This is a genomic window from Streptomyces sp. NPDC020192 (genome assembly GCF_044388685.1).
Taxonomy (GTDB): Bacteria; Actinomycetota; Actinomycetes; order Streptomycetales; family Streptomycetaceae; genus Streptomyces.
The window spans coordinates 16,223-38,663 of record NZ_JBIRXG010000003.1; the positions used below are offsets into that span (position 1 = coordinate 16,223).

Annotated in this window: 15 protein-coding genes; 6 read left to right on the forward strand and 9 right to left on the reverse strand. The window is 70.2% G+C overall.

Features of this window, described 5'->3' with window-relative positions; all coding sequences use genetic code 11:
- Positions 1–38: 38 nt before the first annotated feature.
- The gene (locus ACH47Z_RS07135) at positions 39–608 is read right to left on the reverse strand and encodes a GNAT family N-acetyltransferase (protein WP_399071428.1); all 570 of its coding nucleotides are present in this window, start codon (positions 606–608) and stop codon (positions 39–41) included.
- Between the two features lie 252 nt (positions 609–860).
- Between ACH47Z_RS07135 and secA the strand changes: the two genes are divergently transcribed.
- Positions 861–3,674 (forward strand): preprotein translocase subunit SecA, encoded by a 2,814-nt coding sequence (secA, locus tag ACH47Z_RS07140; RefSeq protein ID WP_399071430.1) that lies wholly within the window; start codon positions 861–863, stop codon positions 3,672–3,674.
- 76 nt (positions 3,675–3,750) lie between these two features.
- On the opposite strand, the gene ACH47Z_RS07145 is transcribed toward secA, so the two are convergent.
- Positions 3,751–4,266, reverse strand: coding sequence for an Rv3235 family protein (locus tag ACH47Z_RS07145; RefSeq protein ID WP_399071432.1), 516 nt, complete (start codon positions 4,264–4,266; stop codon positions 3,751–3,753).
- 290 nt (positions 4,267–4,556) lie between these two features.
- On the opposite strand from ACH47Z_RS07145, the gene ACH47Z_RS07150 reads away from it, so the two are divergent.
- Together ACH47Z_RS07150 and ACH47Z_RS07155 are read left to right on the forward strand one after the other, a co-directional pair.
- Positions 4,557–5,072, forward strand: coding sequence for a DUF6912 family protein (locus ACH47Z_RS07150; RefSeq protein WP_399071433.1), 516 nt, complete (start codon positions 4,557–4,559; stop codon positions 5,070–5,072).
- Positions 5,073–5,131: 59 nt separating this feature from the next.
- Positions 5,132–5,800, forward strand: a complete 669-nt coding sequence (locus ACH47Z_RS07155; RefSeq protein WP_399071435.1) for an HAD family hydrolase — start codon at positions 5,132–5,134, stop codon at positions 5,798–5,800.
- Between the two features lie 99 nt (positions 5,801–5,899).
- On the opposite strand, the gene ACH47Z_RS07160 is transcribed toward ACH47Z_RS07155, so the two are convergent.
- A complete protein-coding gene (locus tag ACH47Z_RS07160; protein ID WP_399071437.1) occupies positions 5,900–6,466 on the reverse strand; it encodes a DJ-1/PfpI family protein in 567 nt (188 codons plus the stop codon).
- Between the two features lie 587 nt (positions 6,467–7,053).
- On the opposite strand from ACH47Z_RS07160, the gene ACH47Z_RS07165 reads away from it, so the two are divergent.
- Both ACH47Z_RS07165 and ACH47Z_RS07170 read left to right on the forward strand, forming a co-directional pair.
- Complete coding sequence (locus tag ACH47Z_RS07165; protein WP_399071439.1) at positions 7,054–11,988, forward strand: NAD-glutamate dehydrogenase; 4,935 nt, start codon at positions 7,054–7,056, stop codon at positions 11,986–11,988.
- A 116-nt stretch (positions 11,989–12,104) separates the two neighbouring features.
- On the forward strand, positions 12,105–13,631 hold the full coding sequence (locus ACH47Z_RS07170) for a hypothetical protein (RefSeq protein ID WP_399071441.1): 1,527 nt from the start codon (positions 12,105–12,107) through the stop codon (positions 13,629–13,631).
- Between the two features lie 76 nt (positions 13,632–13,707).
- On the opposite strand, the gene ACH47Z_RS07175 is transcribed toward ACH47Z_RS07170, so the two are convergent.
- From ACH47Z_RS07175 to ACH47Z_RS07190, 4 genes are all read right to left on the reverse strand, one after another.
- The gene (locus tag ACH47Z_RS07175; protein ID WP_399071443.1) at positions 13,708–15,396 is read right to left on the reverse strand and encodes a glycosyltransferase family 2 protein; all 1,689 of its coding nucleotides are present in this window, start codon (positions 15,394–15,396) and stop codon (positions 13,708–13,710) included.
- Positions 15,393–17,609: a CDP-glycerol glycerophosphotransferase family protein gene (locus tag ACH47Z_RS07180; RefSeq protein WP_399071445.1), complete on the reverse strand. Its 2,217-nt coding sequence runs from the start codon at positions 17,607–17,609 to the stop codon at positions 15,393–15,395. The genes ACH47Z_RS07175 and ACH47Z_RS07180 overlap by 4 nt, the downstream gene beginning before the upstream one ends.
- A gap of 226 nt (positions 17,610–17,835) precedes the next feature.
- The gene (locus ACH47Z_RS07185) at positions 17,836–18,660 is read right to left on the reverse strand and encodes an ABC transporter ATP-binding protein (RefSeq protein ID WP_399072302.1); all 825 of its coding nucleotides are present in this window, start codon (positions 18,658–18,660) and stop codon (positions 17,836–17,838) included.
- A 61-nt stretch (positions 18,661–18,721) separates the two neighbouring features.
- Complete coding sequence (locus tag ACH47Z_RS07190) at positions 18,722–19,633, reverse strand: ABC transporter permease (RefSeq protein WP_399071447.1); 912 nt, start codon at positions 19,631–19,633, stop codon at positions 18,722–18,724.
- Between the two features lie 214 nt (positions 19,634–19,847).
- Here ACH47Z_RS07190 and ACH47Z_RS07195 point away from each other — a divergent pair, with 214 nt between their 5' ends.
- Positions 19,848–20,474: a TetR/AcrR family transcriptional regulator gene (locus ACH47Z_RS07195; RefSeq protein WP_399071449.1), complete on the forward strand. Its 627-nt coding sequence runs from the start codon at positions 19,848–19,850 to the stop codon at positions 20,472–20,474.
- Here the strand turns inward: ACH47Z_RS07195 and ACH47Z_RS07200 are convergent.
- Together ACH47Z_RS07200 and galE are read right to left on the reverse strand one after the other, a co-directional pair.
- Positions 20,446–21,396 carry an ADP-ribosylglycohydrolase family protein gene (locus tag ACH47Z_RS07200; RefSeq protein ID WP_399071451.1) on the reverse strand — a complete coding sequence of 317 codons (951 nt, stop codon included), beginning with the start codon at positions 21,394–21,396 and terminating at the stop codon, positions 20,446–20,448. The two genes, ACH47Z_RS07195 and ACH47Z_RS07200, sit on opposite strands and share 29 nt — an antisense overlap.
- Positions 21,397–21,406: 10 nt before the next feature.
- A complete protein-coding gene (gene galE, locus ACH47Z_RS07205) occupies positions 21,407–22,387 on the reverse strand; it encodes a UDP-glucose 4-epimerase GalE (RefSeq protein WP_399071453.1) in 981 nt (326 codons plus the stop codon).
- Between the last annotated feature and the right edge of the window lie 54 nt (positions 22,388–22,441).

Sequence of the window (22,441 nt, forward strand, 5' to 3'; positions counted from 1 at the left end):
GACAATCCGCGCTGACCTGGTCTTTTGCCCGGCGTGGGTCAGCTGCGGGCGGGCAGGTACGGCGCCGTGGACGGGAGGCTCAGGTCCGAGGGGAGCAGGGAGCCGACCCAGCAGTCCCGGCGCACCCCCTTGTTGTTGATCGCGGAGCGCAGGGTGCCCTCGATGGTGAAACCCGCGCGTTCGGCCACCGCGCGGGAGGGGTGGTTGCCGACCTCGGCACGCCATTCGACCCGGTCGACGCCCACCTCGGTGAAGATCCACCGGCAGGCGGTGAGCGTGGCCTCGGTGACGTAGCCACGCCCGCGGTGCTCCGCCGTCGCCCAGAAACCGACCTCTGCCACGCCGAGCGAGCGCATGGTGAGACCGAGCATGCCGGCGAGCTCCCCGCCCGGCAGGAAGACGCCGAAGGTGAACATCGAACCCTGCGCCCAGCCGTCCGGGACCAGCTGCTCCGTGAAGCCGCTCGCGTGCTCGGGCAGATAAGGGGACGGGATGGTGGTCCAGCGCTGGATGCCGGGATCCTGGGCGGCCTCGTACACCGCCTGCGTGTCGGGCGCGCCGACCGTGCGCAGGATCAGGCGGTCCGTGGTGAGTGTGACGGGTTCCATCGGCCGATTGTGCTCGGCGGCACGCGCGCGGGCCATCGGTTTTCGCCGTGCGTGAGCGCGTGATCACATTTCGCGCAAATCCTTGCGCGGATGCGGCACTATCCCTGTGCCACGTCCGTTGTCCTGGATGAAGCAGCCGTCGGGCCGCCAGGCCTCCCGGCCCAGCCGGGTCCTCGCATACGATGGCCGTTGCTCAGTAAGTCAAATGGAAACCGACCGTCCCAGGCCCGACCGGCAAGGAGACAAACCCCCGTGTCCGTCCTCTCGAAGATCATGCGTGCAGGCGAAGGCAAGATCCTGCGCAAGCTGCACCGCATCGCGGACCAGGTCAACTCCATCGAAGAGGACTTCGTCGACCTCTCCGACGCCGAGCTGCGGGCCCTCACCGAGGAGTACAAGCAGCGGTACGCCGACGGTGAGAGCCTGGACGACCTGCTCCCCGAGGCGTTCGCCACCGTCCGCGAGGCGGCCAAGCGCGTGCTCGGCCAGCGCCACTACGACGTGCAGATGATGGGCGGCGCCGCCCTGCACCTCGGCTACGTGGCCGAGATGAAGACCGGTGAGGGCAAGACCCTCGTGGGCACGCTGCCCGCGTATCTGAACGCGCTGTCCGGTGACGGCGTGCACCTCATCACGGTCAACGACTACCTGGCCGAGCGCGACTCCGAGATGATGGGCCGCGTCCACAAGTTCCTGGGCCTGAGCGTCGGCTGCATCCTCGCCAACATGACGCCGGCCCAGCGCCGCGAGCAGTACGCGTGCGACATCACCTACGGCACGAACAACGAGTTCGGCTTCGACTACCTGCGTGACAACATGGCGTGGTCGAAGGACGAGCTGGTCCAGCGCGGCCACAACTTCGCCATCGTCGACGAGGTCGACTCCATCCTGGTCGACGAGGCCCGTACGCCGCTGATCATCTCCGGCCCGGCCGACCAGGCCACCAAGTGGTACGGCGACTTCGCCAAGCTGGTCCTGCGCCTGAAGAGGGGCGAGGCCGGCAACCCGCTCAAGGGCGTCGAGGAGACCGGCGACTACGACGTCGACGAGAAGAAGCGCACGGTCGCCATCCACGAGTCAGGCGTCAGCAAGGTCGAGGACTGGCTGGGCATCGACAACCTCTACGAGTCGGTGAACACCCCGCTGGTCGGCTACCTCAACAACGCCATCAAGGCCAAGGAACTGTTCAAGCGCGACAAGGACTACGTCGTCATCGACGGCGAGGTCATGATCGTCGACGAGCACACGGGCCGTATCCTCGCCGGCCGCCGCTACAACGAGGGCATGCACCAGGCGATCGAGGCGAAGGAAGGGGTGGACATCAAGGACGAGAACCAGACGCTCGCCACGATCACCCTGCAGAACTTCTTCCGCCTCTACACCAAGCTCTCCGGCATGACCGGTACGGCGATGACCGAGGCCGCCGAGTTCCACCAGATCTACAAGCTCGGCGTCGTCCCGATCCCGACCAACAAGCCGATGATCCGCAAGGACCAGTCGGACCTGATCTACCGCACCGAGGTCGCCAAGTTCGAGGCGGTCGTCGACGACATCGCCGAGAAGCACGAGAAGGGCCAGCCGATCCTCGTCGGCACGACCTCCGTCGAGAAGTCGGAGTACCTCTCGCAGCAGCTCTCCAAGCGCGGCATCCAGCACGAGGTGCTCAACGCCAAGCACCACGAGCGCGAGGCCACGATCGTCGCGCAGGCGGGTCGCAAGGGTGCGGTCACGGTGGCCACCAACATGGCCGGCCGTGGTACGGACATCAAGCTCGGCGGCAACCCCGAGGACCTCGCCGAGGCGGAGCTGCGCCAGCGCGGCCTCGACCCCGAGGAGCACATCGAGGAGTGGGCCCAGTTCCTGCCCGCCGCCCTGGAGCGGGCCGAGCAGGCGGTCAAGGCCGAGAAGGACGAGGTCGAGGAGCTCGGCGGGCTGTACGTGCTGGGCACCGAGCGGCACGAGTCGCGCCGTATCGACAACCAGCTGCGCGGTCGTTCCGGCCGTCAGGGCGACCCGGGCGAGTCCCGCTTCTACCTCTCCCTCGGCGACGACCTGATGCGTCTGTTCAAGGCCCAGATGGTCGAGCGTGTGATGTCCATGGCCAACGTGCCGGACGACGTGCCGATCGAGAACAAGATGGTCACGCGCGCGATCGCGTCCGCGCAGTCGCAGGTCGAGCAGCAGAACTTCGAGACCCGTAAGAACGTTCTGAAGTACGACGAGGTGCTCAACCGGCAGCGCGAGGTCATCTACGGCGAGCGCCGTCGCGTGCTGGAGGGCGAGGATCTGCACGAGCAGGTCCAGCACTTCATGAACGACACGATCGACGCGTACGTCGCCGCGGAGACCGCCGAGGGCTTCCCCGAGGACTGGGACCTGGACCGGCTGTGGGGCGCCTTCAAGCAGCTCTACCCGGTGAAGGTGGACATCGAGGAGCTGGAGGAGGCCGCCGGTGACCGGGCCGGTCTGACCGCCGAGTTCATCTCCGAGTCCATCAAGGAAGACATCTACGAGCAGTACGAGAGCCGTGAGACACAGCTCGGCTCCGAGATCATGCGGGAGCTGGAGCGCCGGGTCGTGCTGTCGGTCCTCGACCGCAAGTGGCGCGAGCACCTCTACGAGATGGACTACCTCCAGGAGGGCATCGGCCTGCGCGCGATGGCGCAGAAGGACCCGCTGGTCGAGTACCAGCGCGAGGGCTTCGACATGTTCACCGCGATGATGGAGGGCATCAAGGAGGAGTCCGTCGGCTATCTGTTCAACCTGGAGGTCCAGGTCGAGCAGCAGGTCGAGGAGGTCCCGGTCGAGGCCGCCGAGGCGGCCGCCGAGGGTGTCCAGGAGACGGTGCCGGCGCAGGCGGGCGCTCGTCCCGAGATCCGTGCCAAGGGGCTGGATGTTCCGCAGCGGCGGGATCTGCACTTCTCCGCGCCGACGGTGGACGGTGAGGGTGGCATCGTCGAGCGTGACCTGGAGGACGACGAGCCGGTGCGGTCGGAGGCCGACGGGCTGACGCGGGCCGAGCGGCGGCGTCAGGCCAAGGGCGGCGGACGGCGCCGGAAGAAGTAACGGGCGTTCGCGGTCGTTCGGCTGCTGAACCGAGCGGGGCCGGGTTCCTTTTGGGGCCCGGCCCTTTGCGTTGCCCTTATGCGGTCGGTTGGGGGCGGGCTGTGGCTTCTACCGCTGTGCAGCGCCAGCGGAGGTCCTGGCCCAGTTCCAGGCGGAACGCCAGGGCTCGGAGCTGGTCGCCCGCGGCGATGCGGGCGAAGACCTCCAGGGCGCCGTCGCAGGGGACGTAGTAGCCGATGTCGTGGATGACGGGGCGGGAGCCTCGGGTGCGCAGGGGCCGGCGTTCGGCGAGGCGGGTGAGGTCGTCGTAGGCGCGGCCGGCGGTGTGGCGGAGCATCCAGTGGACGGGGCGCTGACCGCTCAGGACGGCCAGGAGACGGTCCGTGAAGACGTCGGTGGGCCGGACCGGGGGCTGAGTGGCATCCGGGGCGGTGCGGGGCTTGGCGGCCGTCCTGGAGGTGGGCGGGGTGTCGCGGCTGCTCCTCGTCGGTGGCTTGCGGGGCGGGGCGCCGCCCGGGCGGCGGGTGTCGTGGCGGGTCGGCGGGCGGTGGCGCGGGCGGGGCTGGGCGGTACGGCTCATGACCTTGTTCATGGGGTCCCCGTTCGGCTGGCCCGGTTGATACCGGGCGGTAACTCGCTGGTGGGGATCTTGTACGGGGCGGCGAGCCGGGTGGCAAGGACGGCGGCACCGGCCGGGGAGAGACGGAAAGGTTCACCTATCCGGGGGACCCGGGGTGCCCGGAACCCCGGGATTCCGCGGGTGCACCGGGTGAATTCCCGGCCTGGTGTCCACGGCTTCAGGGGCGTGGGTGGGGACTCGAAAGGGGACCCCACACGTATCCTGAAGGCCCTCGATGCTTTGATCAGGAAAGAGCGGCCAGCATGCGCGTGTACGTCCCCCTGACCCTCCCCGCGCTCGCCGAGGCGCACAAGACGGGTGAGCTGGGGAGCGGCCCCTTCGTCGCGTACGCCGTCACGCCCGCGCTGCGCGAGTGGTACGTCTCCGAGGACGTCGAGGAGCTGGAGTACGCCGCGCTCAGCCGGGCCGCGCTGGCCTCGCTGCGGCGGATCGCGGCCGATCCGGGTGCGGTACGGCGCCGGGTCGTGGTCGCCGTGGACGTGCCGGACGGTGCCGCGCGTGTCGATCCGGACCGCGGGCTCGATCCGGCGGCGCTGGGCGAGGTGACCGTGACGTCGAGCGTGCCGCTCGCGAAGGCGGCCGCGGTGCATGTCGACGCCGATGACGCCGAGCAGGATGTGGCCGCGGCGGCGGAGGCGTTGGAGGCGGCCGACGGTGGCGACGAGGACGCGCAGTTCGTCGTGGACGGGGCGGACGACCACGAGCTGCTGTGGTACGCCACGCAGGAGATTCCCCACCTGGTCGGGCCGGCCGTCTGACCTCTGACCGGGGTGTGCGGCCGGGCTGGTTGTCAGTGGGGGCGGGTACGGTTTTCGGCATGGGGATGCACGGAAGCGCGCACATCGTCTGGGACTGGAACGGGACGCTGTTCCACGACAATGACGCGATCATCGGGGCGACGAACGCGGCCTTCGCCGAGCTGGGGCTCGCGCCGATCACGCTGGAGGAGTACCGGGAGCTGTACTGCGTGCCGGTGCCGAAGTTCTATGAGCGGCTGCTCGGGCGGTTGCCGACCGAGGCCGAGTGGGAGCTGATGGACGGGGTGTTCCATCGGCACTATGCCGCGCAGCGGGGGCTGTGCGGGCTGACCGAGGGGGCGGCGGAGCTGCTCGCCGGGTGGCGGACCGCGGGGCACAGTCAGTCGCTGCTGAGCATGTACGGGCATGAGGAACTGGTTCCGCTCGTGCGGGGGTTCGGCATCGAGGCGCATTTCCTGCGGGTCGACGGGCGTACGGGGCCGTCCGGGGGGAGCAAGGCCGAGCACATGGTGCGGCATCTGGAGGCGCTGGGGGAGGGCGTGGAGGCCGCGCGGACCGTGGTGATCGGGGACGCGGCGGACGACGCGGTCGCGGCGCGGAAGGTGGGGGCGCGGGCTGTGCTGTACACCGGGGGGTCGCACAGCCGGGCCAGTCTCGAGGAAGTCGGGGTGCCGGTGGTGGACACGTTGGCGGATGCGGTGCGGGAGGCCCAGCGAATAGCGGCGTAGCCGACGCTGGTGGGGGCTGGGCGGGGTTGGGCCGCAGTCACGGTGGCCCGCCGTCCCCGCGGTTACGGCAGGCCGACCGCGCTTCTCGCAGCTGAGTCCTCACACCGCCGGTGCCGTAGCCCTCAGTACCTTCAGGAATTCGCGCATCCATGCCGGGTGGTCCGGCCAGGCCCGGGAAGAGACCAGGGTGCCGTCCACCACCGCTTCGGTGTCCTGGAAGTCCGCGCCGGACGCCTGCATGTCCGGTTCGAGGGCGGGGTACGCCGTGACGCGGCGGCCGCGCAGGGTGTCGATCGCCGCGGTGAGCAGGGGACCGTGGCAGATCTGGGCGACCGGCTTGTCGGCGTCGAAGAAGGCCTTGAGGATTTTGCGGAGTTCCGGGTCGTTGCGCAGATACTCCGGGGCCCGGCCGCCGGGGATGACGAGGGCCGCGTACGCGCCGGGGTCGACGTCGGCGAAGGCCAGGTCGGCGGGCCAGGTGTAGCCGGGCTTCTCGGTGTAGGTGTCGTAGCCGGGCTCGAAGTCGTGCACGACGAAGCGCAGGGTCTTGCGGGAGGGGGCCGCGATGTGGACCTCGTAGCCTTCCTCGAGCAGGCGCTGATACGGGTAGAGGACTTCCAGGGACTCCGCTGCGTCGCCGGTGACGATCAGGATCTTCGCGGGCATGTCGGCTCCTCCGGGCAGGCAGGGTGTGCTCTCAGAGTGCGGCCGGGAGTCTCACGGCCGCACCCCGACAGACCTGACACTGACACCTACCCGGACCCGCCCCGCGCCTCACCGGGGACCAGGACCCGGCTCCGAATACGTCACCCACCCCCACCCCACCCCTGTGCAGAACGTCAAACTTCCACCCCCTGTTTTGTACACATACGGCTCATGACGGGCCCCGGGTGAGGAGCGATAGCCTTGTGGCGTGATCAGCGCGATATCTCGCGGGGGCGATCGTGTCCCTGCCCTGCGCCCGGGTTGCACGGAACACCTCCGTGGCCGGGCGGCGGTCGCTGGTCTTCGCGGGCGGGGCGGGGCCGCAGGGGCTCCCGGGACGCCGAGGACACCCCTGGGCACGGACGCGCTGAGAGCAGCGTCACAGCTGGCGGGCGCGTCGACAATGGCCCAAATCCCCCCGCTCATCTCACCTCGCGGCATAGCGTCTGAGCAGTCCGGACACCCCGGGCTGTGGCGTCGAGCCGGAGGGAAAGAGACCGTACTTCCTTCTACGTCACGCAACGGCGCGCGACAGGAGCCAGAGGACAATGCAGACCAAGCTGGACGAAGCCAAGGCCGAGCTGCTCGAGAGGGCCGCCCGGGTAGCTGAGAACAGCCCGGTCGGGGGGCACCTACCGACCGGGACCGCGGGCAAGGGCTCCCCGGACACCCCGGACAGCGAGTCCGTGCGCGCGTTCCTCCAGCGCTACTACCTGCACACCGCCCCGGAAGACCTCGCCGACCGCGACCCGGTCGACGCCTTCGGTGCCGCGGTCTCGCACTACCGTCTCGCCGAGAACCGCCCTCAGGGCACGGCGAACGTCCGGGTCCACACCCCGACCGTGGAGGAGAACGGGTGGACCTGCAGCCACACCGTGGTGGAGGTCGTCACCGACGACATGCCCTTCCTCGTCGACTCCGTCACCAATGAGCTGACCCGGCAGGGGCGGGGCATCCATGTCGTCATCCACCCGCAGTTCGTCGTCCGGCGGGATCTGACCGGCAAGCTGATCGAGGTTCTCCCCACTCCGCCGTCCGGCGATCTTCCGCACGACGCGCACATCGAGTCCTGGATCCACGTCGAGATCGACCGCGAGACCGACCGAGCCGACCTGAAGCAGATCACCGCCGATCTGCTGCGCGTGCTGTCCGACGTCCGCGAGGCCGTCGAGGACTGGGAGAAGATGCGCAGCACGGCTACCCGGATCGCCGACGGTCTGCCCGAGGAGGCCGCCCCGAGCGACCTGGCCAGGGGCGAGATCGAAGAGGCCCGCGAGCTGCTGCGCTGGCTGTCCGACGACCACTTCACCTTCCTCGGCTACCGCGAGTACCAGCTGCGCGAGGACGACACGCTCGCCGCCGTCCCCGGCACCGGTCTCGGCATCCTGCGTTCCGACCCGCAGCACGCCGAGGACGACCAGCACCCGGTCAGCCCCTCCTTCGAGCGGCTGACGGCCGACGCCCGCGCCAAGGCCCGCGAGCACAAGCTGCTCGTGCTGACCAAGGCGAACAGCCGGGCCACCGTGCACCGGCCGTCGTACCTGGACTACGTCGGCGTCAAGAAGTTCGACGCGGACGGCAATGTCGTCGGGGAGCGGCGGTTCCTCGGGCTGTTCTCCTCCGCCGCCTACACCGAGTCCGTCCGCCGTGTCCCCGTCATCCGCCGCAAGGTCGACGAGGTGCTGCACCGCGCCGGGTTCTCGCCGAACAGCCACGACGGCCGTGACCTGCTGCAGATCCTCGAGACCTACCCGCGCGACGAGCTGTTCCAGACGCCCGTCGCCGAACTGCAGTCCATCGTCACGAGCGTTCTCTACCTGCAGGAGCGCCGCCGGCTGCGGCTGTACCTGCGCCAGGACGAGTACGGGCGCTACTACTCGGCCCTCGTCTACCTCCCGCGCGACCGCTACACCACCGGCGTCCGGCTGCGGATCATCGACATCCTGAAGGAGGAGCTCGGCGGCGTCAGCGTCGACTTCACCGCCTGGAACACCGAGTCGATCCTGTCCCGGCTGCATTTCGTCGTCCGCGTCCCGCCGGGCACCGTGCTGCCCGAGCTGTCGGACAGCGACAAGGAGCGCATCGAGGTCCGCCTGGTCGAGGCCGCCCGTTCCTGGGCCGACGCGTTCGCCGAGGCACTGACCGCCGAGTGCGGCGAGGAGCGCGCGGCCGAGGTGCTGCGCCGCTACGGCAACGCCTTCCCCGAGGGCTACAAGGCCGACCACACCCCGCGCGCCGCGGTCGCCGACCTGGTCCACCTGGAGCAGCTCGGCGAGGACAAGACCTTCAGCCTGAGCCTGTACGAGCCGGTGGGCGCGGGTCCCGAGGAGCGCCGGTTCAAGATCTACCAGAAGGGCGGCACGGTCTCCCTCTCGCACGTGCTGCCGGTCCTCAGCCGCCTCGGCGTCGAGGTCACCGACGAGCGGCCGTACGAGCTGCGCTGCTCGGACCGTACGACCGCCTGGATCTACGACTTCGGTCTGCGCATGCCCAAGGCGGGCGCCGGGGAGCACCTCGGTGACGACGCCCGCGAGCGCTTCCAGGAGGCGTTCGCCGCGACCTGGACCGGCAAGGCCGAGAACGACGGCTTCAACGCGCTCGTGCTGAGCGCCGGGCTGTCCTGGCGGGAGGCGATGGTGCTGCGCGCCTACGCCAAGTACCTGCGGCAGGCCGGTTCGACCTTCTCGCAGGACTACATGGAGGACACCCTCCGCAACAACGTCCACACCACCCGCCTGCTCATCTCCCTCTTCGAGGCGCGGATGTCCCCGGACCGGCAGAAGGCCGGGCTGGAGATCACGGACGCGCTGCTGGAGGAGCTGGACGCGGCCCTGGACCAGGTGGCCAGCCTGGACGAGGACCGGATCCTCAGGTCCTTCCTGACCGTCATCAAGGCGACCCTGCGGACGAACTTCTTCCAGGAGACGATCGACGGCTCGCCGCACGACTACGTGTCCATGAAGTTCGACCCGCAGGCCATCCCCGACCTGCCCGCGCCGCGCCCGGCGTTCGAGATCTGGGTGTACTCGCCGCGGGTCGAGGGTGTGCACCTGCGCTTCGGCAAGGTCGCGCGCGGCGGCCTGCGCTGGTCCGACCGGCGTGAGGACTTCCGCACCGAGATCCTCGGCCTGGTCAAGGCGCAGATGGTGAAGAACACCGTCATCGTGCCGGTCGGCGCCAAGGGCGGCTTCGTCGCCAAGCAGCTGCCGGACCCGAGCGTGGACCGTGACGCGTGGCTGGCCGAGGGCATCGCCAGCTACAAGACCTTCATCTCGGCGCTGCTCGACATCACCGACAACATGGTCGCCGGCGAGGTCGTGCCCCCGCAGGACGTGGTCCGGCACGACGGCGACGACACCTACCTGGTGGTCGCCGCCGACAAGGGCACCGCGACCTTCTCGGACATCGCCAACGAGGTCGCGAACAAGTACAACTTCTGGCTCGGTGACGCCTTCGCCTCCGGTGGCTCGGCCGGTTACGACCACAAGGGCATGGGCATCACCGCGCGCGGCGCCTGGGAGTCCGTGAAGCGGCACTTCCGTGAGCTGGGCGTGGACACGCAGAGCGAGGACTTCACGGTCGTCGGCATCGGTGACATGTCCGGTGACGTGTTCGGCAACGGCATGCTGCTCTCCGAGCACATCCGCCTGGTCGCCGCCTTCGACCACCGGCACATCTTCATCGACCCCACCCCGGACGCGGCCACCTCGTACGCCGAGCGCCGCCGCCTGTTCGAGCTGCCCCGCTCCTCCTGGGCGGACTACAACACCGAGCTGCTGTCGGCGGGCGGCGGGATCTTCCCGCGCAGCGCCAAGTCGATCCCGGTCAACGCCCACATCCGCGAGGCCCTCGGCATCGAGGACAAGGTCATCAAGATGACCCCGGCCGACCTGATGAAGACGATCCTGCACGCGCCGGTCGACCTGCTGTGGAACGGCGGTATCGGCACGTACGTAAAGTCGTCGGCGGAGTCCAACGCCGATGTCGGCGACAAGGCCAACGACGCCATCCGTGTCGACGGCAGGGCCCTCAGGGTCAAGGTCGTCGGCGAGGGCGGCAACCTCGGTCTGACCCAGCTCGGCCGGATCGAGTTCGCCATGCACGGCGGCAAGATCAACACCGACGCGATCGACAACAGCGCCGGTGTGGACACCTCCGACCACGAGGTGAACATCAAGATCCTGCTGAACGGCCTGGTCGCCGACGGCGACATGACCGTCAAGCAGCGCAACAAGGTCCTCGCCGAGATGACCGACGAGGTCGGCGCGCTGGTGCTGCGCAACAACTACGCGCAGAACACCGCCCTGGCCAACGCGCTGTTCCAGGCCAAGGACATGCTCCACGCCCAGCAGCGCTTCATGCGCCACCTGGTGCGCGAGGGCCACCTGGACCGGGCGCTGGAGTTCCTGCCGGCCGACCGCCAGATCCGCGAGCGCCTCGGCCAGGGCCAGGGCCTGACCGGTCCGGAAACGGCCGTCGTCCTGGCGTACACGAAGATCACGGTCGCCGAGGAGCTGCTGGCGACCTCGCTGCCGGACGACCCGTACCTGCGCAGCCTGCTGCACGCCTACTTCCCGACGGCGCTGCGGGAGCGTTTCGCCGAGGCGATCGACAACCACCCGCTGCGCCGCGAGATCACCACGACCGTGCTGGTCAACGACACGGTCAACACGGGCGGTACGACGTATCTGCACCGGCTGCGCGAGGAGACCGGCGCCTCCCTGGAGGAGATCGTCCGGGCGCAGACCGCGGCCCGCACGATCTTCTGCTCGGCACCGGTGTGGGACGCGGTGGAGGACCTGGACAACAAGGTCGACGCGGACGTCCAGACCCGGATCCGGCTGCACTCGCGCCGGCTGGTCGAGCGCGGCACGCGCTGGCTGCTCAACAACCGGCCGCAGCCGCTCGAGCTCGCCGAGACGGTCGAGTTCTTCGCCGAGCGGGTCGAGCGGGTCTGGCAGGAGCTGCCGAAGCTGCTGCGCGGCGCTGACCTGGAGTGGTACCAGCACGTGTACGACGAGCTGTCCGCGGCCGGTGTCCCGGACGAGCTCGCCACGCGCGTGGCCGGATTCTCCTCCGCCTTCCCGGCGCTCGACATCGTCTCGGTGGCCGACCGCACGGGCAAGGAGCCGCTCGACGTCGCCGAGGTCTACTACGACCTCGCCGACCGGCTGAACATCACCCAGCTGATGGACCGCATCATCGAGCTGCCCCGCGCCGACCGCTGGCAGTCCATGGCCCGCGCCTCCATCCGCGAGGACCTGTACGCGGCGCACTCGGCGCTCACCGCGGACGTCCTCGCGGCCGGCAACGGCACGTCGACGCCCGAGCAGCGCTTCACGGCGTGGGAGCAGAAGAACGCGCCCATCCTGAGCCGGGCGCGCACCACCCTGGAGGAGATCCGCGGTTCGGAGACCTTCGACCTCGCCAACCTGTCGGTGGCGATGCGGACGATGCGGACGCTGCTGCGCACGCATTCGTAGGACCCGCACGGTAGCCATGGAAGCAACGAGACGCCCCGGGCACACAACGGCCCGGGGCGTCTCGTTGCTGCCGCCCCTCAGGAAAATCAGTGCGATGTTTGGGCTAAGGTCGCAGGATGCACACCGCACCGTCTGACACCGAGCCGGGGGTGAGCCGCACGGTGCCGCCGCAGCCCACCACCACCGCGCGGGCCGGCCGGGCACTGCCGCAGGCTGTCGCCGCGCTCGTCGTGGTCCTGCTGCTCCTCGTGATCGTCCGTCTGCCCTGGGCGGGCGACCTCGGCATGCACGCGGCCACCATCGAGCGCCTGCGTCACAACCTGATGCACCCCGGCAACCCGCTGGTCGACGCGGACACGCCGAGCCCGTACTACTCGCCGTGGATGCTGGTGCTGGGCGTGGTGGCCAAGCTGACCGGTCTGTCGGTGTTCGTCGTGCTGCGCCTCGGTGCGATCGTCGGACTGGGGCTGCTGGTCACGGGGGTGTGGCGGTACGTCCGTACCCTCAGCGCTCATCGTGCGGCGCCCGCCCTCGCGCTGCTCGCCTTGGTCTTCCTCTGGGGCCCGGTGCTGTTCAACTGGTCCGGCTTCCTGGGCCTGAACTCCCTCGCGCTGACGGTGGCGTACCCGAGCGTGCTCGCGCTCGGCCTGACTTTCCACTTCTGGGCGTGGCTCACGCGCACGGTGCGCGAGCCGGAGCCGGCCGCGTGGAGGCGTTGGCCGGCGCTGGGCCTGATGTGGGGCCTGATCCTCCTCTGCCACCAGTTCACGGGCGTCGTGGCGTCTCTCGGAGCGCTGGCGATGGTGATCGCGGCGCGGCCGGGCCGTGCGGTGCTGCTGCGGCTGGGTGCCGCGCTGGCCCTCGGCATGCTGCTGCTGGGCCTGTGGCCGTACTACGACTTCTTCTCGCTGTTCTCCGCGGGCGGGAACCTGGAGGCCATACACAAGCCGCTGTACGAGAACCTGGCCGAGCGCTTCGGATTCGTCCTGCTGGGCGTCGCCGCACTGGTGCTGCGCTTCCGCCGGGACCGCTGGGACCCGCTGGTGCTGTTCTTCGTCCTGGGCGCGCTGATGTTCGCCGCGGGCGGCCTGAGCGGCCACTACTCATGGGGCCGCGCCATGCCCGCCGCGCTGATCCCGGCCCAGCTGGCGGCCGCGCTGGAGGCCGTGGCGGCGGGGCGGCGGGCGGTGCAGACCGGGTGGGCGTGCGTGCTCGGCGTCGCGCTGGCCGCGGGGGCGTGGACGCAGGTGGGGACGCTCGGGTACGTGATCCCGAAGAGCGCGTTGCCGTCGGTCGTCGCGGACAAGTACCACACGCCGTGGGTGGGCTACCACTGGATCACGCCCTGGGTGAAGTACGGCGACGTGGTGATGGCCAGGACGACCCCGGCGCGGCAGATCCCGGCCTACGGGCCGTACACCGTGGCCCCCGGGTATCCGGACTTCTTCCTGAAGGACGAGAAGAGCCGGAACGCGGCGGTGGACCGGTACTTCGCCGCCGGGACGTCCGCTGCCGAGCGGCAGGGGATTGCGCGGGAGTACGGGGTGCGGTGGGTCGTGGGACCGAAGCGACTGGCCGGCCCGGGTCTGCGGAAGGTGACCACGGGCCCGGCCCACCAGGTCCTGTTCCGCGTGGTGCGCTGAGCCACACACGTCTCAATGCCGGAAGGGGCGCGGGGAAGTTCCCCGCGCCCCTTCCGGCACATTCGGCGCTACGACGTCACCGCAGCACGCTCGACAGCAGCTTCGCCGCCTTGCGGACCTTCGGGCGTGCGACCTTCCGGATCACCGGGCGGATCACCTTGGCCGTCACGCCCACCGGGCGCCAGCGGATCTGCAGGCGGCCGGGGTTGCGGCCCTCCGGCTCTATCGTCACGTCGTGCGGGGTCGCGCCGGAGCGGTAGTCGACGCGGGCCGTGATCGTCGGGAAGTCCAGGGGGGCCAGCAGGATGCCCGAGTGCGCCAGGCCCTGCTGCTGGAGGCGGATCTGGGGGTGGCGGAGGCCCTCGAAGCCCTGGAAGGGGAGCGGGGCGGTCGCCAGGTCCAGGTGGACCGTGCCCTCGAAGAGGCCCGGGCTGACCGGGTCCAGGCGGAACGGCACCGTCATCCTCTTGTTGCCGGGGGACAGCAGGAGGCTCGCCCGCTGCGGGCCCACCGGGAGGCGCAGGCCCGGGTCGTACGTGCGGATCGACAGGGTCAGGGTCGCGCCCCGGCCCCGCTCCATTCCGGTGATCTCGTGGCGGAACTGCGCGCTCGGGAACGGACGCGTGTCCAGCTCCAGGTCGGACAGGTCCAGTTCGCGGCGGGAGCGGTCCGAGGAGGGGACCGCGTCACCCCAGTACGGGACCCCCGACGCGTCGGCGGTCACCTGGCGCGGCGCCACCCCGTTGCCGAGGCCGCGCGCCGCGAGCTGGGCGTCGGCCAGGCGGCCGTCCCGCAGCAGCTCCAGCACGACCCGCTCCGGGCGCGGCAGCCGGACGTACGCGCCGTCGGCCAGCGTGTCCAGGTACGGGTTCATGATCTCGGCGAAGGAGCTCATCCACTCCTCGTCGCGGTAGGGCAGGTCGCCCGCGTACATCCGGAAGTCGTGCTTGAGGAACTTGAAGTCCTTGTCCTCGCGCAGCCCCGCGTGCCCGCTCACCACCAGGAACTCGTCGATCAGCGTCTGGACGTAGACGCGGTCACGGACGTTCTGGACCTTGTGCCGCTGGTTGGAGATGGACGCCGAGGCGGCCGCCGCGTACGGGTCGATGTACCAGACGTACACCGGGTCCGGGATGATCGTGAACGCCTTCGCCAGGCAGTATGCCTGGGCCGAGAACAGCTGGTCCTCGTAGTGGATGCCCTCCGGGAAGCGGAGGTCGTGCCGGTCCAGGAAGGTCCGCGCGTACATCTTGCTCGTCGACAGGTGCTCGAACAGCAGGCGCGGGTCCTTCTCGATGCCCTCGACCGTGCGCTTCTCGCTCACCACGTGCGGCATCCACGTCGAGCGCTTGCCGTTGTCCACCCGGACCCGGCGGACCGCGCCCATGGTGAAGTCCACCTCGCGCTCGCGGTGCGCGGCGAGCAGCAACTCCACTGCGCGGGGCGGCAGTTCGTCGTCGCTGTCGAGGAACATCAGATACGGCGCCCGGGCGATCTCGATGGCCCGGTTGCGGGGGGCGCTGCAGCCGCCGCTGTTCTCCGGCAGGCGCAGGTAGCGGACGCGCTCGTCCTGCGCCTCCAGCCGGCGCGCCACCGTGGGCGTGTCGTCGGTGGAGTGGTCGTCGCTGATGATGATCTCGATGTTCGCGTGCGTCTGCGCACGCAGCGACTCCACCGCCCGGGGCAGGCGCTCCGCGTCGTTGAAGACGATGACCGTGACCGTGACGTCAGGGGTCGAGCTCGATGTCGTGGTCGTGGTCGTCATGCGGAGGCCTCCTCGGGGGTCGGGGCGGGGGTGCGGTCCTCGAGCGGGAGCACCGGGGGCAGGGACTCCTCCGGCTCGCCGAGGAACACCCGGCGTACGACCCGTTCGGCGGCGCGGCCGTCGTCGTACTCGCAGAACCGGCGGCGGAACGCGGCCCGTGCCTTCGCCGCGCTCTCGTCGCGCCAGGCGCCGGAGACGAAGATCTCCGTCAGCTCCTCCTGGGTGCGCGCGACCTGGCCGGGGTGTTCTTCCATCAGGTCGAAGTAGACGCCCCGGGTGGTCCGGTACGTCTCCCAGTCGTCGGCGTAGATGACGATCGGGCGGTTCAGGTTGGCGTAGTCGAACATGATCGACGAGTAGTCCGTGACCAGCGCGTCGGCGGCCAGGCACAGCTCCTCGACGGGGTCGTAGGAGGAGACGTCGATGATCCGGCCGGAGCGGCGCAGGCCGGTCAGCGGGGAGGCGGCGCCGCCGTAGAAGTAGTGGGCGCGCACCAGCAGGACCGTGTCCTCGCCGAGCCGGTCGGCGAGTTCGGCGAGGTCCAGGCGCGGGGTGAAGCCGGCCTCGTAGTCGCGGTGGGTGGGGGCGTACAGCACGGCCGTCTTGCCGGGGGCGATGCCGAGACGCGCGCGGGCGGCGCGGACGTCGTCGGCCGTGGCCGTGTAGAAGACGTCGTTGCGCGGGTAGCCGTAGTCCAGCGAGGTGAAGCGGGCCGGGTAGGCGCGCTCCCACATGCGGGTCGAGTGGCTGTTGGCGCTGACGCTGTAGTCCCACTTGTCGATGCGGCCCAGCAGGGCGTTGAAGTCCAGGCCCTTGGCGGCGGCCGGGTGCTCCATCTGGTCCAGGCCCATGCGCTTGAGCGGGGTGCCGTGGTGGGTCTGCAGGTGGACCGCGTCGGGGCGCTTGACCACCGCGTTGGGGTAGTTGACGTTGTTGACCAGGTACTTGGCGGTCGCCAGGGTCTCCCAGTAGCGGCGGGTGCCGGGGACCACGTAGTCCGTGCCGGGCGGCAGCAGGGCCGTGTTGTTCTTCGCCACCACCCACACCGGGTGGATGTGCGGGGCCAGCTCGGCCATCTTGGCGGCGATCGCGGCCGGGTTGCAGGCCACGCCGCGCTCCCAGTAGGCGGCGAACACGGCCAGGTTCGGGTTGACCGGGCGGCTCAGGGCGCGCTGGTACTGCTGGTCGCGCAGCTTGGCGCCGAGCTCCTTCTTCCGCTCCTTCACGGCCTTCTTGGCGGCGCGGCGGGTGCGGTTGGCGGCCTGGAACGCGCGGTACTTGGTGTACGCGCCCTCCTCCAGCAGGGCGTGCCGTACGCCCTCCACGCCCGCCGGGCGCTCGTGGTGCTCGGGGCGCCAGCGGACCGCGGCGAGGGAGGCGCGGCGGAAGAACTCGCGCGCGACCGCGTCGGGCAGGTTCTCACCGGCGAAGGTGCGCACCAGGTCGCGCATCATCAGGTCGTACAGCACCGTGCGGGTGGCGCGGTGGTCCTTGGTGAGCGCGAGCAGCGACTCGTAGCGCTCGATGAGCGCGAAGCGGTCCTCGGGGTCGAGCGGCGGCAGGCTCTCGGGGCGCAGCTCGCGGCTCTCGTACGCCGCCTGGTTCAGGCAGGCGACCCGGCCGGCGTGCAGCAGGATCATGTGCGCGGCGCGCGGCTCGTCGTCGGTGGTGAGCTGCTCCTCGTGCGCCCGCCAGAAGTCGGCGCGCAGCGCGCGGTTGCCGAGGACGGGGGTGAGGCGCAGCAGGTCCGCCGACTCGTTCAGGGCGAGGGCTTCGCGGCCGACGGCGGCGAGGAGACGGCCGTCGCGGGAGGCGCGGGCGGCGGTCTGCCAGGTGGTGACGACATGGTCGAAGAGGAGCACGTCGACAGGGGTGTCCGAGGCGCCGGTCTCGGCATCGAGTTCGGCGGTGCGCTCGGCGAGCTGGCGCGGGGCGCCGGCCGGCAGGCCGTCCTTGGCGTGGACGAAGTGCAGCCAGCGGCCGGAGGCGCGGGCGGCGCCGGCCGCGCGGGCCGCCGCGTCACCGGTGCCCTCCGGCAGGGGGACGACGATCGTCTCGGGGGCGTGGCCCTCGGCCGTCTCCCGCGCCCAGTCGCCGACGGCGGCGACGATGATCTCGGCGTCGGTGAGGGGATGGGCTTCCACGGAGTCCAGCAGCTCTGTCAGGTGCCCCTGTGCGTTCGGTCCGTAGACGATGACGCTGAGTTGGGGCATCGCGGGGGACTCCTTTGGATCGTTGGTTTGGCCACCTTCTAACATACTGTCACTAAGCGTATGAAAAGGATAACCAGGGTGTGGTAAGGGGCGGCCCGCACGGGGCTCAGAAGGGAAGCCTAGCTTCCGTGGTCTGGGGTTCCGTCCCCCGTAACTTTCCGGCCGCCTTCTTACTATCGTTCTTGTGATTTTCTCACGTGGCCGGTCCGGCCGCTTACTGGGGCGGTCAGGCCGCCTTCTTCTTGGTGCCCTTGTCGCCGGTGAAGGCCTCGTACTCCTTCATGACGTCCTCGGTCGGCCCGTCCATGCGCAGCTCGCCGCGCTCCAGCCACAGGGTCCGCTCGCAGGTGTCGCGGATCGACTTGTTGTTGTGGCTGACCAGGAAGACCGTGCCCGCCGTCTCACGCAGCTCGCGGATGCGCTCCTCCGAGCGCATCTGGAACCTGCGGTCGCCGGTGGCCAGGGCCTCGTCGATCAGCAGCACGTCGTGGTCCTTGGCGGCGGCGATGGAGAAGCGCAGCCGGGCGGCCATACCGGAGGAGTAGGTGCGCATCGGCAGGGTGATGAAGTCACCCTTCTCGTTGATACCGGAGAAGTCGACGATGTCCTGATACCGCTCCCTGACCTGCTCGCGGGACATGCCCATGGCGAGACCGCCGAGGTAGACGTTGCGCTCGCCGGTGAGGTCGTTCATCAGGGCCGCGTTGACGCCGAGCAGGGAGGGCTGACCGTGGGTGTAGATGTGGCCGTTCTCCACCGGCAGCAGGCCGGCGACGGCCTTGAGCAGCGTGGACTTGCCGGAGCCGTTGGTGCCGATCAGGCCGATCGCCTCGCCCTTGTAGGCGACGAACGACACGTTCTTCACCGCGTGCACCCGGCGTACGCCCGCCGCCTTCTCGGCCTGCTTGCGGCGCAGGATGCGGTTGAGGGCGGCGGTGGCGGAGCCGCGGCCGGAGCCGGTGCCGTTGACCCGGTAGACGATGTCGACGCCGTCGCAGACGACGGTGGGGATCTTCTCGGTGACGGCGAGGCGCTCGAGCCTCTCGCGCATCATGCGCTCGTCGGGGGTCTCTGCGTCGACCCGGGGGTTCTCGCGGTTCTCGGGAGTCTGCTCAGCCACGGCCGTACTTCTCCTCTGCCTTCCAGAAGTAGATGAAGCCGCCGATGCCGACGACCAGGGCCCAGCCGATCGCCGTCGGCCACACGTGCGGGGGCAGCTGCTTGGCGTGGAAGCTGTCGATCAGGGCGTACCGCATGAGGTCGATGTAGACGGCGGCCGGGTTGGTCTCCAGCAGGACCGTGACGATGTGCGGCAGGTGGTCCTTCTTGGTGAGCGAGTGGATGCTCCACATCACGCCGGACACGTACATCCAGGTGCGCAGGATGAACGGCATCAGCTGGGCGATGTCCGGGGTCTTGGCGCCCATCCGCGCCATGATCAGCGACATGCCCGCGTTGAACACGAACTGCAGGACCAGCGCCGGGATCACCAGCAGCCAGGAGAAGGAGATCGGCACGCCCAGGCTGAGCAGGATGACGACCAGCGCGGCCATCGAGAACAGCAGCTGCTGGAGCTGCTGGATGCAGAAGGAGATCGGCAGGGCGGCGCGCGGGAAGTGCAGGGCGCGCACCAGGCCGAGGTTGCCGGAGATCGCCCGGGTGCCGACCTGGATCGAGCTCTGCGTGAACGTCCACACGAACACGCCCGTGACCAGGAACGGGATGTAGTCCGGGACGCCCTTCTTGGTGCCGAGCAGCACACCGAAGATGAAGTAGTAGACCGCCGCGTTCAGCAGCGGGGTCATGACCTGCCAGACCTGGCCGAGCTTCGCCTCGCTGTACTGCGCGGTGAGCTTGGCGGTCGCGAAGGCGGTGATGAAGTGGCGCCGGGCCCACAGCTGGCGGACGTACTGGGGCAGGGTCGGGCGGGCACCGCTGACCGACAGGCCGTGCCGGGCGGCCAGGGCCGAGAGATCGTCGTCCGGGGCCTGGGTGGGGGGCGGTGTGTGGAGGACCTGGCTCACATCCGCTGCTTTCGCTCGGGGGAGGGGGGATGCCGCGTCCGGCTGGCCGCCGGGGCGCGCCGATGGGGTCCGCTGTCCGACGCTTGAGTGTTTCCTTACGCTTCTCTTCACGTTCTCTTACGTCGGGACGGAACCGTATCGTCGCCTCGCGAGCGTAGAACCAATCGACGTCGGAACGCAACCGTATCGTCGTGACGGACCTATGCTGTGAGTCATGACGACGAACGCCGACGAGATCCCGAAGCGTGACCGCCGCAGGACTCCCGCGGGAGCCGCCGTGCTCCGGGAGGACGTGACCGAGGCCATCCGGGCGGCGGTCTTCGAGGAGCTCGCGGCGGTGGGCTACGCGCGTATGTCCATCGAGGGCATCGCGCGCCGGGCGGGCGTCGGCAAGACCGCGGTGTACCGCCGGTGGCGCTCCAAGCTGCACCTGGTCCTGGACGTGGTCTCGGCGATGGCGGTCCTCGGCCTCCCGGTCCCCGACACGGGCTCCCTGGAGGGCGACCTGCGCCTGTTGTACGAGGTCACGTCCCGCGCCCTGCGCCACCCGGTCGCGTCCCAGATCATCCCCGACCTCCAGGCCGAGGCAGCCCGCAACCCCGACATCGCCGAGGCCTTCCAGAAGGCCCTGCGGGACGGCCAGGAGGGCGTGGCCAGCAAGATCGTGGCGGCGGCGGAGGCGAGGGGCGAGGTACGGCAGGAGGTCGACCCCGACCTCGCCCTGGACCTGATCTCCGGCCCGCTGTACTGGCGCGCGGTGGTGATCCGGTCCCCCAAGCTGCCGAAGGGGTACCTGGAGAATCTGGCTCGGGCTACGGCGGGGGCGTTGAAGGCGTTGTAAGCCTCTTTGTCAGTTCGGCCAGGTCCCGCGCCCGCAGCACGCGTCCGCCGAACCCCGGCAGCGGCACGTGGAGCGGCTCGGTCCAGCGGGTCGGTATCGCGCTCAGGCCGTACACCGCGCCCGCCAGCGCCCCCGTGACCGCCGCCACCGTGTCCGTGTCGCCGCCGAGGTCGATCGCCGCGCGGACCGCTTCCTCGTACGAGCCCGTGGTCCGTAGCGCCCAGACCGCCGAGCCCAGGCACGGCCACACCGCACCGTTGAACTCCGTCGCTCGGTCCGGATGCCAGTCGGGCGAGAGGACCACGGCGTACCGCTGCCGGTGGTCGGGCTGGAGTGCGGTCAGGGTCTCCGGTACGGCGGTGAGGGGGTCCGCGCCGGTCAGGGCGACGCGGATCAGCTCGTGCAGGGCCGCCGTGCCCTCCCACGCCGCGCCGTCGCCGTGGGTGAGGGCGGAGAGACGGCGGGCGGCGTCCATCGTGGCCGCACGGCCGTGGCGGGCGAAGTGGACCGCCGAAGGGGCCGCCCTCATCAACGCGCCGTTTCCGGCCGCCCGTTGGTTCACCTGGAAGTGCAGCGCGGCGGCCGTGTCCCACGGGTCGCCGCCGGTCAGGACCGCCTCCGTCTGGAGGCCGATGTCCTTGGGATCGGCGGCCGCCCAGCGCTGGAAGCGGTGGAAGACGTCCGGGAGGTCCAGGCCGCCGCACTCCACCAGGGACTCGGCGGTCAGGACGGCCATCTGGGTGTCGTCCGTCGCCTCGCCCGGGTCCCAGCCGCCGCCCCCGCACATCTCGGCTCCGTGGCCGGGGTGCGGGAAGCGGGCGGAGAAGGCGCCCTCGGGGCCGAACTCGAAGGGGGCTCCGAGGGCGTCGCCCACGGCGGAGCCGAGTACGGCGCCCAGGGCGCGTTCAGCGGGACCGGTCATGCCCGGGAGGCTATGACCTCGCCGCCTCGGGGTGGTGGTGGACCCAGCCCTCCCAGGCCGAGGTGATCATGTCCTGGACGTCGTACTTCGCCTGCCAGCCCAGTTCCTTGGCGATGCGCTCCGCCGACGCGACGACGCGGGCGGGGTCACCGGGGCGGCGCGGGGTGACCGTCGGGGCGCGGTCGTAGCCGGTGACCGCGTTGATGCGGTCGATCATCTCGCGCACGGACACGCCCTCGCCGCGGCCGATGTTCACGGTCAGGTCCGTGCCGGGGGCCTCGCGCAGGGCGCGGGCGACGGCGACGTGCGCCTCGGCCAGGTCGACCACGTGGATGTAGTCACGGACGCAGGTGCCGTCGGGCGTGGGGTAGTCGTCGCCGAAGATGCGCGGCGGCGCGCCCTCGGTGAGCTTCTCGAAGACCATCGGGATCAGGTTGAACACGCCGGTGTCGGCGAGTTCCGGGGTGGCCGCGCCCGCCACGTTGAAGTAGCGCAGGGAGGCCGTGGACAGGCCCGTCGCCTTGCCCGTCGCGCGGACCAGCCACTCGCCGGCCAGCTTCGTCTCGCCGTACGGGGACATCGGGACGCAGGGGGTCTCCTCCGTCACCAGGTCGACGTCCGGCATGCCGTAGACCGCCGCCGAGGAGGAGAAGAGGAAGGACGGGACCTGTGCCGCCGTCACCGCCTCCAGCAGGACCCGCAGGCCCTCCACGTTCTCCCGGTAGTAGTGCAGCGGGAGGTCCACCGACTCGCCGACCTGCTTCTTCGCCGCGAGGTGCACGACCCCGGTGATCTCGTGCTCGGCGAGGGTGCGGGCCAGCAGGTCCGCGTCCAGCGTGGAGCCCTCCACCAGCGGGACCTCCGCCGGCACACGCGCGGCGATGCCCGTGGACAGGTCGTCGTAGACGACCGTGCGTTCGCCCGCCTCGGTCATCGCTCGTACGACGTGTGCCCCGATGTATCCGGCACCGCCGGTGATCAGCCAGGTCATGGAAAGGCCGTCCTCTTTGTCAGCTGGCCCGCGGAACAGCTCGGTGGAGCAGCG